This window comes from Halomonas sp. NyZ770, assembly GCF_020616575.1.
Classification (GTDB): domain Bacteria; phylum Pseudomonadota; class Gammaproteobacteria; order Pseudomonadales; family Halomonadaceae; genus Vreelandella; species Vreelandella hamiltonii.
The window spans coordinates 3,704,482-3,718,193 of the sequence record NZ_CP085143.1 but is presented as its reverse complement, the minus strand read 5'-3'; the positions used below and the strand labels follow the sequence as shown (position 1 = coordinate 3,718,193).

Below are 13,712 nucleotides of genomic sequence, written 5' to 3'. Positions count from 1 at the left end.
GGTCACTCCTCGTCGTTGGCCAGGGTGAAGACCGTGCGTGAGCGGTCCGGCAGCCTGGAGATGAGGTGGAAAATGGAGGTGGCACAGAAGATCGGCACTATCAGGTAGAAGTGCCACTTGGGCCAGTCGAGTGTGATGGCGATATCGAAGGCGACCGAGGGCGAGCGCAGCCAGCCGATGGAGTACCAGAGCATCACCGCCAGGATCGCTAGGCAGACCAATTCGGTCAGTCGGTAGCAGACCCGCTGAGCCGGTGCGGGCAGCAGGCCCACCAGCATGGTCAGGCGCACGTGCTGGTCGTGATGGATCGCGATGGAGGTGGCCAGAAAGGCCATCCAGATCAGGATGTAGACCGCCAGCTCGTTGGCGAAGTAGAGCGGGCTGTTGAGCACGTAGCGGGCGAAGATATTGGCGATCAGCACCGCGCCGAAGGCGGTAATCAGCAGGCTGCAGAGAAACTGCTCGACCCGGGCCAGCCCGTGGCTGGCCCGGCTCAGCCAGGTGTCGTGTCGGGTGTTCATGGGGAGTCTCTTCCGGTACGGGCTTCTGGTACGGGGCGCCTGGGCGCCCCGACAGGCCTTATTCGGCGTCAAGCAGCTCGGCGGACTGCTGCTGGAAGGCCTGGATCAGCGGATGGTCGCCGAAGCGCTCCGCGAAGGCCTGGTTGGCCGGGGCGAAGACGCTCTCGGCATCCTCGAGAATGAAGACATCGATGGCCTCCTGGAGAGTGGCGAGGTTGCGCTGCTCGGCCTCGATCTGAGCCTCGATGCCCCAGGCCAGGGCCTCTTCCATGGCCTCGTCGATGATCTGACGCTGCTCGTCGGAGAGGGAGGCTCGCGTCGCCTGGCTCATCACCGAGACGGCGGGGAAGGCCATATGGCTGGTCAGTGTCAGGTGCTCGGCGACCTCGTAGAAGCCGGAGCCCACTAGGGCGTCCAGATCGATATCCACGCCGTCGAGCATGCGGTTCTGCAGCGCCTGGTAGACGTCCGGCAGGCTGATGGGGGTAGGGCGGGCATCCATGGCTCGCCACCAGGCGTTCATCGCGGCGAAGGGGATGATGCGCATGTTCTTGCGGGCGACATCGTCCACGCCTTCGACGCGGGTGTCGCGCATCAGGATGTGGCGCATGCCGGCGAAGGCGTAGCCGAAGGCGTGCAGCCCCTTGCTCTCCAGGTTGGCCAGCATCTGCCGGGCGGCCTCGGTCTCGGTGGCCTTGGCCGCCTCTTCCACGCTGCTGAACAGGAAGGGGGTGAACCAGCCGACCATGGAGGGTTCGCGCTGGCTGGTCAGCGCCGCGGTCATGATGCCCATGTCGAGCAGGCCGGTCTCCATCTGGGAGAACATCGCGGACTCGTCACCCAGCTGGCCGGCGGGGAAGAGGGCGATGGTCAGCTCGCCGTCGCTGCGCTCGGCCACGGCCTCGGCAAACTGCTCGGCGCTCTGGCTCCAGATGTGCTGGGGCGGGGTGATCATCCCCAGGCGCAGCTCCTTGGCCAGCGCCGGCGCGCTGGCGGCCAGCAGGGAGGCCGAGAACAGCGTCAGGGCTAGGGGGCGACGAACGGTTTGGCGTGCGGTGGTTGTCATTGTCGGCTCGCTTGTCGATGGTCAGGGATCGGTTGACAGAGGGGTGGTCGCTTTTTGATATGCGTCAGTATTGTGATCATCACACAGATGATCAATTATCCGAAAGTCGGGTTGTTCGCCGCGAAACCAATCACAATACTGACGAATGTCGCAATGGCAGATGGCTGCCGCCGAAAGCCTCGATCCCCTGATCGACCCCCAACAACGATGACCCGTAGCGCACGGGATGGAGCGAAACGATGCAGTACTTCCTCGACGGTTACCGCAGCGGCGACCCGCGAATTCAACCCCTGGCCGAAGGGCGCAGCGAGGAGCAGGGTCCGCTGCCGGAAGAGGTGGACGTGCTCATCGTCGGCACCGGCCCCGCCGGGCTGTTGCTGGCCGCCCAGCTGTCGACCTTTCCGGGGATCGTCACCCGCGTGGTGGAGAAGGCCGACGGGCCCCTCGAGGTCGGGCGCGCCGACGGGATCGCCTGCCGCACGGTGGAGATGTTCGAGGCCTTTGGCCTGGCCGAGCGGATGACCACCGAGGCCTACTGGGTCAACGAGACCCACTTCTGGGGCCCGGCCCCCGGCGACACGTCATGGATCACCCGGCTCGGCCGCGTGCAGGATGTGCGCGACGGCCTCTCCGAGTTCCCCCATGTGATCGTCAACCAGGCGCGCCTGCTCGACTTCCTGCTGGAGTACATGTACAACTCCCCGAGCCGCCTGAAGGTCGACTACGACCACGAGACCCTCAGCGTGGAGGTGTCCGAGGCCCCCGGCGAGCGCGTCGCGGTGACCCTCAGGACGGCGGAGGGTGAGAAGACCGTGCGCGCCCGCTACGTGGTCGGCTGCGACGGCGCCCATAGCGTGGTGCGCGACTCCATCGGCCGCGTGCCCCAGGGCCACGGCGAGGACAAGGCGTGGGGTGTGATGGATGTCCTGGCGGTGACCGACTTCCCGGACATCCGCTTCAAGTGCACCATCCAGTCCGCCGAGGCGGGCAACATCCTGCTGATCCCCCGCGAGGGCGGCTACATGGTCCGGCTCTACGTCGACATGGGCAACATCGCCCCGGAGGCCTGGCTGACCAAGGAGGAGGTGCTGGCCAAGGCCCAGGCGGTGCTGGCGCCCTACACCTTCGAGGTGAAGGAGACCGCCTGGTTCTCCGTCTACCGGGTCGGCCACCGGGTCACCGACAAGTTCGATGACGTCGACGACGAGCAGATGGAGAGCCGCACGCCGCGGGTCTTCATCGCCGGCGACGCCTGCCACACCCACACGGCCAAGGCCGGCCAGGGCATGAACGTGTCGATGCAGGACACCTTCAACCTCGGCTGGAAGCTGATCTCGGTGCTCGAGGGGCGCAGCCCGGCCAGCCTGCTGCACACCTACAACGCCGAGCGCCATGTCATCGCGGAAAACCTGATCGAGATGGATACCCGCTGGTCCCGGGCGATCGGCGCCGCTCAGGACGTCGACGACCCCGAGGCCGCCATGAAGGGGCTGGCCGAGGTGCAGCGCCAGTTCGTCACCAACAGCGAGTTCACCGCCGGGTTCGCCACCCACTACACGCCGGCCTTGCTCACCGGTGACGACAGCCACCTCGAGCTGGCCACCGGTTTCCCGCCCGGGCGCCGCTTCCATTCCGCCGAGGTCATCCGGCTCGGCGATGCCAAGCAGATCCACCTCGGCCACGTCCATCGCGCCGACGGCCGCTGGCGGCTCTACGCCTTCGCGGACATGGTCGACCCGAGAAGCCCGGGCTCGCGCTTCAAGGCGCTGATGGACTTCCTGGCCAGCGACGCCTCGCCGATCCGTCGCTTCACCCCGAAAGGAGCCGATCCGGACGCGGTCTTCGATCTCCACGGCATCATCCAGCAGTCCTACCTCAAGGTGGACTGGGCCGACATGCACGACGTCCTCAAGCCCCACAAGGGGGCCCTGGGGCTCCAGGACTACCAGAAAGTCCATGCGCCGGTGCCGGGCACCGATCGAGACATCTTCGATCAGCGCGGCATCGACCGCGGTGTCGGCGCTCTGGTGGTGGTGCGGCCCGACCAGTACGTCTCCCTGGTGCTGCCGCTGGACGGCTTCGAGGCGCTGACTGAGTTCTTCTCCCGCTTCATGGTAGAAGCCGACTGAGCCGCGGGGCGGCATCGCCGCCTGGTGGTCTGCTTGTCAGCCCGGAGCACGCCCCGCATGCTCCGGACTTTTTTTATCCGCCTGTCCGATTCTCGGTGCCTGGTTGAGCTCGCTGCTGATCCGGAGCGCCTGCCCGCTGCTCGAAGTGCGGCGCATCCTGCGAACAGATTCATGACACGACCATACGGGCGATCAGGGACCGGGACCTGTTTGAGTTTCAGGTCTGGCTGAGCGTCCCGTTACGTCGAGTGCGCTGCCACCGCTGTGGCGTGGCTCGGGAGTCGCTGACCTGGCTGGCGCCACACGCTCGAATGACAAAGCGTCTACAGCAACACCTGGAAGTGTTGCTCTCTCTACTGCCCGTCAAGCATGTGGCGCAACTGACAGGCCTGCACTGCAGGGCTATCGCAGTTGAGCGAACTGACGAATGAGGCTCAGCAGGTAGTCGTCATTCCAGCCAGCTTGCTTGCGCTTGCCTTTCATGGACCCTTTGGAAGGCTCCAGCTTGGCCACGTTGAGCGCCAGTCGGCGCAGCAGGGCCAGGTTCTCAAGGCCATGGCCCCGGCGGTTGCGGCTCTGGTATTCCTGCATGGTGATGTCCAGCACCCAGTGGAGACGATTCTCGATGCCCCAATGCTGGCGGGTCACTTCAACAAGCCGCTCCGGGGACACTACGTCACTCAGGAGATAGTAAGCGACATCTTCACTGACCTTGTCAGCCAGCTCCCGACGGCGAGTGATGCGCCCCACGGCCTTCAGGCCCGGCCACTGATGGGCGCCTTGCAGCCAGTCAATATCGGTGATCACCGTTGCCTGGCGTGACTCGACACGGCCATGGCCACTGTCAACGTGGGTCTCACCGGCGCCTGCTGTCTCCATCATGAACCGAACGTCATCGAACAACACCCTCTGATTGTCCTTGACCGCCAGAGCATAGTGTCCGCCTTCCTCCGTAATCTGCTGGGACAGGGCCCGCTGGCAGTGCATGGCATCGGCGGTCACTGTGACGCCAGAGAGCGATAACAGCTTGAGCAGCTCTGGTACCGCTGTGATCTCGTTGGATTTTTCATCGACGGCGCGCTGACCCAGCACCTGGCGCTGGTCAGCCGCCCACAGGTTGACCAGGTGGAGAGGTGACTGGGCGTCAGCGCGGTCATAGGAGCGCCGCAGCGTCTTGCCGTCGACGGCCACGACCCCTTCCACCTGCTCGGCAAAACGAGACATGAAGGTGAGGAAATGATCATGGAAGGCACCAGGGTCCAGGTGGCGGAAGATCCGGCTGAAGGTGTCATGGCTGGGGATGCCATGAGGCAGCGTCAGGAAGCGGCGCAGGAAAGGTTCTTTGGACCGCCCGAACAGCGCCATATCTGAGCAGTCCTCAGCCCCACAGAGCACCGCGCATAGGGCGATGAGCAGGACTTCATCCAGCTTGTGACGAGCGTTGGAGTCCCTGGGGTCGGGCAGATCAGAAAAGCAGCTGGTGACAGGTACAGGTGCCATATCGCTCCTTGGGCCGGCTCAGAAGAGATGCCCGCCAGAATGCCTATAATGCTGCGGAGTGTCTATGAACGACGGCCCATCTAACTGCGATAGCCCTGCCTGCACTGGCATACCTTGAAGACAATCGACAAAGCCCGCCTGGCTCGCGAGCTGCCCGAGCCAGACCTGAGTCTGGTGCGCTACCTGGTGATGGGTGAGTTCGCGTTATACAAGGGCCACCGCTATGCCAGCGTGGTCATGGATGCGGAGCGCAGACAGGTATTGTGGGTGGGGGAAGGCCGCTCCCGTGAGGCCATACGGCCCTTCTTCGAGTGGCTTGGCAAGCAGCACTGCAAGCATATCGAAGCAGTGGCCATGGAAATGAGCACTGCGATGGATCTTGAAGTTAAGGCCTACTGCCCGAATGCTCACGTGGTCTATGACTTGTTCCATGTCGTAGCCAAGTTCGGCCGGGAAGTGGTCGACCGTGTTCGAGTCGATCAGGCCAACCTGTTACGTGATGACAGGCCCGCGCGCAGAGAGATAAAGCGCTCTCGATGGTTGTTACTGCGAAATCGGAATAATCTCAAAGCCGATCAGGTGGCGCATCTGAAGGCCTTACTGGCCCTGAACGAGCCGTTGATGCTGGTCTACATTATGAAAGACCTGCTCAAGGAACTCTGGTATGCCAAGAGCGTCCACGCTGCCCGTTGGCGATTCAGCCGCTGGATAAACCAAGCGCTGGCGAGCGGCTTAAAGCCCTTGATGCACTTTGCACGCTGCCTGAGGCCTTATGCAGAGGGCATCATTGCCAGCTCCCAATACCCCCTCAATACCAGTGTTCTGGAAGGAGTAAACAACCGGATCAAGGTCATCAAGCGCATGGCTTATGGCTTCCGGGATAGCGACTACTTCTTTCTGAAGATCAAAGCCGCGTTTCCCGGCAAAGTGCGATGAACCTTTTTTATTCAGGTGAGGCTTCGGTGTGCTGGCGCAGGCAGAAATCCCGCGGCGAGAGCCTGGTATGAAGTGGTCCAATTGGAGCGGGCACCCCGATAAGCCTCATAATGGAGGCCATGGAGGTGGTCATGACCAAGAAGACTCGACGTCGGTTTTCCGATGAATTCAAGGCGGATGCGGTGAGCCTGGTGATCAATCAGGGGTATTCCGTCTCCGAGGCCGCCCGGCGTTTGAGCGTGGAGCGCAGCGTGCTGGACCGCTGGTGTCGCAAGTACCGTCAGCAGGTATCCGGCATCTCGGGGCGGCAGGAGGACGGTCGCGACGCCGAGATCAAGAAGCTCCGCGAAGAAGTTCGTAAGCTTCAGGTTGAAAAGGATATTGTAAAAAGGAGGCGGCCTTCTTCGCCAAAGAGTCGAGTTGAGATACCCGTTCATCGAGTCGGAGAAGGCCGCCTATCCTGTGGCCGTGCTGTGTCGGGTTATGCAGGTCAGCCGGAGTGGTTTCCATGACTGGCGACGACGTGACCCTGATGAACCGTGCTAGGCCCTGCTACACGAAGTCAGAGAGATTCACCTCCAGAAGCGTGGCGGCTATGGCAGCCGCCGCATGGCCAGAGAACTGCAACGCCGAGGTTGCGATGTCGGCCGTTACCGGGCTCGCAGCCTGATGCGGGAAGCCGGTGTAGAGGCACGTCAGCGGCGCCGTTGGCGTCATACAACCGACAGTGAGCACAGCCTACCGGTAGCGCCTGACTTGCTGAACCGCCAATTCATGGTGGCGGAACCGAACCGGGCTTGGGTGGCCGATATCACCGCGATCTAGACGCTGGAAAAATGGCTCTATCTGGCGGTGGTGCTCGACCTCCACGACCGGCAGCTGGTGGGCTGGACAATGCCGTCATGTAGCGCTTCTTCGGCTCACTGAAAAGCGAGTGCCTAGCTGGCCAGCGATACGGAAGCCGACAGGCCGCACGGCGGGACGTGATCGAATACATCGAGATGGGGTACAACAGCTGCCGACTCCACTCGACCCTGGGCTACCAAACGCCGCGGGAAATCGAACTGGCGGTTGCAGCTTGAAAATGTGTCCGCTCTGACTTGACCAGAACAGATCTCGGATTGGCGGTCAGTGAAAGAATGAGCATTGCCCTACTTATCAGACCAATTTAGCATGGCGTTCGAATTGCGAACAATTGTACGTTTTTTTATTGCACGCTACCTACCGTTTCAAACAGCGAGGTTGATATGCCTGCCGCATTTCTAAAGCATCCGTTTATGAGCCAGCACGGCCTCCGTGCCTGCGATGACTCGGCCATGTTACAGGCCATGTTGGCCTTTGAGCTTACGTTAGCCAGGGTGCAAGAGGAGAGCGGCGCCATCCCGCCTGGGGTGAGCCAGAAAATGCGCGAGGCGTTAGCAAACGCGACGTTTGATCTGGATGAGCTGGCTGCGGGTATCGCGAGTGGCGGCAATGCGGCGATACCTTTCGTCAAGCAGGGGCGAAAGCGTTTATCCGATGATCTTAAGCGTTACTGGCATGTAGGCGCCACGAGTCAGGATGTGGTCGATTCAGCCATCATGCTCCTGCTGAAGCCTCGGCTAGCGGCCATGGATACGCTACTGCTGCGGTGCCGTGCAGCGGCGCTGGCGCTGATGGAGACCCACGCACAAACGCCAATGGTCGGTCGAACGTTAATGCAGCAGGCACTGCCCATGACCTTTGGGGTAAAAGTCGCGCATTGGGCCGTCGGCCTGGAGCGGTCCCGGCGTCGTTTGGGTGCCATCGAGCTTCCTGTGCAGTTTGGGGGTGCCGTGGGAGTGCACTCTGGCTGGGATGCCCAGGGCCTTGGGTGGATGGATTCGTTGGCAACGCATCTCGGTTTGGCAGCTCCAACGCTGCCTTGGCATACCGATCGTTACCCTGTTCACGCGCTTGGTACGGCCCTGGATGCCGTGGTCGGCGCTGCAGAAAAGGTAGCGCTGGATGTCTCCCTGCTGACCCAAACGGAAGTGGGCGAAGTCGCTGAGCCCTCTGCCCCCGGCATGGGAGAGTCCTCTTCCATGCCCCATAAACGCAACCCCGTACGCAGTGCCTTGATCCGCGGGGCTGCACGCCAGGTACATGGTCACGCCTCGGTGCTGTTGAATGCTGCCGCGCATCCATTGGAGAGGGGGCTGGGGGAGTGGCATGCCGAATGGGCGCCGCTCATCGAAAGCGCGCTGCTCACGGAAGGTGCGCTGGAGCAGCTGGTGGTGTTGCTCGAAGGGCTGGAGGTGTATCCAGAGCGTATGCAGCGCAACTTGCTGGCGACGGGCGGCGGCATCATGGCAGAGCCTGTGGCGAAGTTACTGACGGCTTGTCTCGGGCCTGAGCGCGCGAAGGCTTTGAGTGCTGAAGCGGCAGAAACCTCCCGTCTTCAGTCGCGGCCCTACGCGGAAGTCCTGCTCGAATATCCTGACGTTAACCATCACCTGAAGCCTGAAGAGCTGAGTAGGGTGTGTGACCCAGCTTTATACCTTGGTAGCAGCGAGGAGCAGGTAGTGCGGGCGAGAGGTTGGCTTTTGTCTCAATAAGATACTGTTATTAATTATGTTTTTTTGAATTTTCAGGTGCGGCCTCGGTCATGCTCGTGCGTTATTCATTGAAGAAGCCATTTGACCCCATTATCGTTCGACAGTAACTTGTTCGTATGTAGAATCTATGTTCGTTTGACGAACACGGCGGGTCAGTACGCCAATACGAATAAGTACGCCAACGTCCAGTGAAGAGGCAACCAACAATGGCCGAGTTTCTCAGCTTGCATGACGCGGTAGCGCGCTACGTCCAGGACGGCGCTACCGTGGCCATGGAAGGGTTTACCCATCTGATTCCTTTTGCGGCAGGACACGAAGTGATCCGCCAGAAAAAGCGCGACCTGACGCTGATTCGGATGACCCCAGATATCATCTACGACCAGCTGATCGGGGCGGGTTGCGCCAAGAAAGTGATCTTTTCCTGGGGCGGTAATCCGGGCGTGGGTTCCTTGCATCGCCTGCGCGATGCCGTTGAGAAAGGCTGGCCGCATCAGGTCGAGATTCTGGAGCATAGCCACGCCGCCATGGCCTGCGCCTTCGAAGCAGGGGCCGCTGGCCTGCCGCTGGCCGTGCTGCGTGGCTACGTGGGGAGCGAGCTACCCAGCGTCAATGAGCAGATCAAGTTCATCGAATGCCCCTTTACCGGCGAGCGCTTGGCCGCCGTGCCCTCCGTGCGCCCCGATGTTTCCATCATCCACGCGCAACGGGCCGATCGGCAGGGGAATGTACTGGTGGAAGGAATCGTCGGCGTGCAGAAAGAAGCCGTGTTGGCGGCCAGGCAGAGCATCGTCACGGTGGAAGAGATCGTCGATGACCTGAACGCCCATCCGAATGCCTGTGTGATCCCCAGTTGGGCGATCAGCGCGATTGCCGTCGCCGAAAAAGGGGCGCTGCCCTCTTATACCCACGGCTACTACGGGCGTAGTAACCGTTTCTATAAAGAGTGGGATGCCATTGCCCGTGACCGGGATACCTTTACCCAGTGGCTCGATGACAACGTTTACCGTACTGCCAGCAATCCCGCAGGAGGCCAAGCCTGATGAGTCTGGAATATACCTCTTCTGAAATGATGTCGGTGACCGCCGCGCGGGCGCTGGAAAATGGCATGACCTGTTTTGTGGGCATTGGGCTCCCCTCGGAGGCGGCCAACCTGGCGCGCCTGACCCATGCCCCCGATGTCGTACTGATCTACGAATCCGGCACGCTGCAAACCAAGCCCAACGTGCTGCCTCTCTCCATCGGGGATGGTGAACTGGCCGAGACGGCGCTGACCACCGTGGCCGTGCCTGAGATGTTTCGCTACTGGCTGCAGGGCGGCAAGATCGACGTGGGCTTTCTGGGCACCGCGCAAATCGACCGCTACTGCAACCTGAACACCACCTTGATTGGTGATTATCGTGAGCCCAAAGTGCGCCTGCCGGGCGGCGGCGGTGCCCCGGAAATTGCCACCAATGCAGGCGAGGTGTTCATCACCCTCAAGCACTCTCGGCGTGCCTTCGTGGAGCGCGTGGATTTTGTGACGACGCTCGGGTTTGGCCGTGATGGCAAGGGGCGCGATAACGTGCCCAATATCGGCAAGGGCCCCACCCGTGTGATCACCGACCTGTGCGTGATGAAGCCCGACCCGGACACCAAAGAGTTGGTGGTGGTCTCGCTGCATCCGGGCGTGACCCGTGACGATGTAATTGAGGCTACCGGCTGGGAGATTCGCTTTGCCGAACAGCTCGAGATCACGCCGGTGCCCAGCGAACACGAATTAACCATCTTGCGTGAGCTAAAAGCGCGCACCGAGCGGGCCCACGCGGGCGCATGAGGAGTTTGCCATGAGTGACGTTTATCTTTGTCATCCCCGTCGCACCGCCATTGGTCGCTTTGGCGGCACCCTGGCCAGCGTGCGCCCCGACGACTTTGCCGCCGCGATTTTCAAGGCAGTACTGGCTGACGCGCCGAACCTGGACCCGGCGGCCATCGAAGAAGTCTTTATGGGCTGCGCCAACCAGGCGGGAGAAGACAACCGCAACGTGGCGCGCATGGCGTCGCTGCTGGCGGGAATGCCCACCTCGGTTCCCGGCACGACCATGAACCGCCTGTGTGGTTCGGGGATGGATGCCGTGGGCACTGCTTTCCGTGCCATCAAGGCGGGCGAAATGGAGCTGGCGTTGGCGGGCGGTGTGGAGTCCATGTCTCGGGCGCCCTACGTCATGGGCAAGGCCGACAGTGCCTTTGCCCGCAGCCAGACCATCGAAGACACCACCATCGGCTGGCGCTTTATCAATCCTGCGATGAAGAAGGCCTATGGGGTGGACTCCATGCCGGAAACCGCAGAAAACGTCGCTGAGCAGTTCAATATCTCCCGGGAAGACCAGGACGCCTTTGCGCTGCGCTCCCAGCAAAAGGCGGCCGCGGCCCAAAAGGCCGGGCGCTTTGCCCAGGAGATCACCGCCATCGAGATTCCGCGTCGCAAGCAGGCAGCGCTGCTTTTCGACCAGGACGAACACCTGCGGGAAACCACGCTGGAGAAGCTTGCGGGCCTGCCGACGCCTTTTCGTGATGGGGGCAGCGTCACGGCGGGCAACGCTTCGGGCGTCAACGACGGAGCGGCGGCCATGCTGGTGGCCAGCGAAGCCGCGGTAAAACGCCATGGCCTGACCCCGATGGCCAAAATCATCGGCATGGCCACCGCCGGTGTCGAACCACGCATCATGGGTTACGGGCCGGTGCCCGCCGTGCAGAAGTTGCTCGAGCGCACGGGGATCGCCATGGACGATATCGATGTGTTCGAATTCAACGAGGCCTTTGCTGCCCAGGCCTTGGCCTGTATGCGCGACCTGGGGCTTGCCGACGATGACCCACGCGTCAACCCGAACGGCGGTGCCATCGCTTTGGGGCACCCGCTGGGGATGTCGGGTGCGCGGCTACTGCTGACGGCGGCCCACGAACTGCAAAACAGTGGCAAGCGCTATGCGCTGTGCACCATGTGTGTCGGCGTGGGGCAGGGCATTGCGACGCTGATCGAACGCGTTTAACGGAGGCAAGCATGGCTTTTCATACCCTCAATGGCCGCAGCGTCGCCTATCGCCTGATGGGGTCAGAAGTGAACCCGCTGATCGTGCTGGCGCACCCGCTGGGCATGAGCCAGGCCGTATGGGATGACGTGATCCCCGCGCTGCTGCCCCGCTACCGCGTGCTGACCTGGGATCTGCCTGGCCACGGTGCCAGCCAGGCGGTGAGCGGCCGCCAGGTGACACCGGCGGCGCTGGCCGACGAGGTGCTGGCCCTGACTGCGCTGGCGGGTGCTCAGCGTTTTCACTTCGTGGGCACCTCGATTGGGGGTGTGGTGGGCCAGCAGTTGATCGCCGCGCATGCCGAGCGATTATTGACGGCCACCCTGACCAATACTGGCGCAGTGATTGGTCATCCTGATTTATGGAATACGCGGGCCGAGCGCGTTCGTCAGGAAGGCCTGGCGGCGATGTCTCAAGAGATCGTGCCGCGCTGGTTCGCCCCGGCAGCGTTCGAGGCAAGCCCCGCACTTAAAGCAGGCTGGTGTACCCAGATGGGGCGTGGCGACGACGAGTCCTATGCCCAGCTTTGCGAGATGCTGGGGCGTGATACCTTCACCGGCAAGCTCTCGGGGCAAAAGGTCAAGGTACAGCTATTGGGCGGCAGTGAAGACATGGCCACCCCGCCTGCGACACTAAAAGCGCTGGCCACGGAACTCGAGGGTGCGCCTTTGGAGATTCTGGACGGCGTTGGCCACGTGCCCTCGGTAGAGGCCCCAGTGCTGTTCGCGCAAAAGCTTCTTGCTCTGCTGGCTACGGACCTGGGCGATGTGGCGAACCAGGGCGTGGCATACGCCACGGGGCTGGAAACCCGCAAACAGGTATTGGGAGAAGAGCATGTAGCGCGCTCTACCGCCAACGCCAATAGCCTCGATACGCCTTTCCAGCAAATGATTACCCGCTTTGCCTGGGGAGAGCTGTGGAGCAACGATGACTTGACCCGCCGCGAGCGCAGCATGATTACCACCGGCATTCTCGCTGCCCTCGGCCGTGAAGAGCTGTCGCTGCACTTGAAGACTGCCAAACGCATTGGGCTGACAGAAGCCGAGCTGCGCCAGGTGTTGATGCACGTGGCGATTTACGGTGGCGTGCCGGCAGCCAATCACGCTTTTGCCCTCGCTAAAGAGCTGGGCTGGGGCGAGTAGCCTAGTGACGATGAGAAACATCGATTCAAACAAGAGGTAAAGGCGATGACCCACGACAATAAACGCTTTGTGGCCCGCGACCGCAGCTGGCATCCACCCGCTTACGCGCCGGGTTACAAGACTTCCGTTGCCCGCTCCCCCCAGCAAGCGCTGGTGAGCATGCAGCAGCCTACCGTCTCCGAGCTGACCGGCCCCGATTTTAGTCACTTGCGTATGGGGCCCCACGATAACGACCTGCTGATGAACTTTAGCCACGGTCAGGGGCTGCCCCAGGGCGAACGGATCATGTTGTTTGGTCGCGTCGTCGATCAGTTTGGCAAGCCCGTGCCCCACACGTTGGTCGAAATGTGGCAGGCCAATGCCGGTGGTCGTTATCGCCATAAAAACGATAAGTATCTGGCACCGCTGGATCCTCATTTTGGAGGGGTAGGGCGCTGCTTGACCGATGAACAGGGTATTTATCGGTTCCGCACCATCAAACCCGGCCCCTACCCTTGGCCGAATGATATGAATAGCTGGCGGCCTGCGCATATCCATGTGTCGGTCACGGGGCCTGCGATCTCCACCCGGTTGATTACCCAGATGTACTTTGAGGGTGACCCACTGATTCCGCTGTGTCCCATCGTCCACACATTGAAAGATCCTGACGCCGTGGAAACCATGATTGGGCGGCTCGACATGGCCCACAGCAAACCCATGGACTGTCTCGCCTACCGCTTTGATATTGTGGTACGCGGCGAGCTGCAAACCTTCTTTGAAAATCAATAAGGTCAGGGG

11 protein-coding genes and 3 pseudogenes are annotated in these 13,712 nt (G+C 61.9%); 11 read left to right on the top strand and 3 right to left on the bottom strand.

Annotated features, from left to right (window positions below; genetic code table 11):
• Positions 1-2 precede the first annotated feature (2 nt).
• On the bottom strand, positions 3-521 hold the full coding sequence (locus LG409_RS17110; RefSeq protein WP_227407228.1) for a TRAP transporter small permease: 519 nt from the start codon (positions 519-521) through the stop codon (positions 3-5).
• A 58-nt stretch (positions 522-579) separates the two neighbouring features.
• Positions 580-1,587: a TRAP transporter substrate-binding protein gene (locus tag LG409_RS17105; RefSeq protein ID WP_227407227.1), complete on the bottom strand. Its 1,008-nt coding sequence runs from the start codon at positions 1,585-1,587 to the stop codon at positions 580-582.
• A gap of 239 nt (positions 1,588-1,826) precedes the next feature.
• Here LG409_RS17105 and LG409_RS17100 point away from each other — a divergent pair, with 239 nt between their 5' ends.
• The 3 genes and pseudogenes from LG409_RS17100 to LG409_RS18745 all read left to right on the top strand — a co-directional run bounded on the left by LG409_RS17100 (position 1,827) and on the right by LG409_RS18745 (position 4,147).
• Positions 1,827-3,716 (top strand): FAD-dependent monooxygenase, encoded by a 1,890-nt coding sequence (locus LG409_RS17100; RefSeq protein WP_227407226.1) that lies wholly within the window; start codon positions 1,827-1,829, stop codon positions 3,714-3,716.
• 140 nt (positions 3,717-3,856) lie between these two features.
• Positions 3,857-3,970: pseudogene (locus LG409_RS18750) on the top strand (hypothetical protein); the annotation flags it as partial.
• Positions 3,965-4,147, top strand: coding sequence for a transposase family protein (locus tag LG409_RS18745; protein ID WP_446719086.1), 183 nt, complete (start codon positions 3,965-3,967; stop codon positions 4,145-4,147). The pseudogene LG409_RS18750 and the gene LG409_RS18745, both read left to right, overlap by 6 nt.
• On the opposite strand, the gene LG409_RS17090 is transcribed toward LG409_RS18745, so the two are convergent.
• Positions 4,119-5,216 carry an ISAs1 family transposase gene (locus LG409_RS17090; protein ID WP_227407225.1) on the bottom strand — a complete coding sequence of 366 codons (1,098 nt, stop codon included), beginning with the start codon at positions 5,214-5,216 and terminating at the stop codon, positions 4,119-4,121. The genes LG409_RS18745 and LG409_RS17090 overlap by 29 nt on opposite strands.
• 99 nt (positions 5,217-5,315) lie before the next feature.
• Between LG409_RS17090 and LG409_RS17085 the strand changes: the two are divergent.
• The 8 genes and pseudogenes from LG409_RS17085 to pcaH all read left to right on the top strand — a co-directional run.
• Positions 5,316-6,152 (top strand): annotated as a pseudogene (locus LG409_RS17085) (ISL3 family transposase); the annotation flags it as partial.
• A gap of 131 nt (positions 6,153-6,283) precedes the next feature.
• Positions 6,284-7,234, top strand: a pseudogene (locus LG409_RS17080) (IS3 family transposase).
• Between the two features lie 195 nt (positions 7,235-7,429).
• Positions 7,430-8,728, top strand: a complete 1,299-nt coding sequence (locus LG409_RS17075) for a class-II fumarase/aspartase family protein (RefSeq protein ID WP_227407224.1) — start codon at positions 7,430-7,432, stop codon at positions 8,726-8,728.
• A 206-nt stretch (positions 8,729-8,934) separates the two neighbouring features.
• Positions 8,935-9,768, top strand: a complete 834-nt coding sequence (locus LG409_RS17070; protein WP_144981031.1) for a CoA transferase subunit A — start codon at positions 8,935-8,937, stop codon at positions 9,766-9,768.
• Positions 9,768-10,541, top strand: a complete 774-nt coding sequence (locus LG409_RS17065; RefSeq protein ID WP_039174906.1) for a CoA-transferase subunit beta — start codon at positions 9,768-9,770, stop codon at positions 10,539-10,541. Before LG409_RS17070 ends, LG409_RS17065 begins: the two co-directional genes overlap by 1 nt.
• Before the next feature lie 10 nt (positions 10,542-10,551).
• On the top strand, positions 10,552-11,754 hold the full coding sequence (pcaF, locus tag LG409_RS17060; RefSeq protein ID WP_081194442.1) for a 3-oxoadipyl-CoA thiolase: 1,203 nt from the start codon (positions 10,552-10,554) through the stop codon (positions 11,752-11,754).
• Between the two features lie 11 nt (positions 11,755-11,765).
• A complete protein-coding gene (locus LG409_RS17055) occupies positions 11,766-12,935 on the top strand; it encodes an alpha/beta fold hydrolase (protein ID WP_144981025.1) in 1,170 nt (389 codons plus the stop codon).
• A gap of 45 nt (positions 12,936-12,980) precedes the next feature.
• Entirely contained in the window at positions 12,981-13,703 is a 723-nt protein-coding gene (gene pcaH / locus LG409_RS17050; RefSeq protein ID WP_144981023.1) for a protocatechuate 3,4-dioxygenase subunit beta, read from the top strand.
• Positions 13,704-13,712 lie beyond the last annotated feature (9 nt).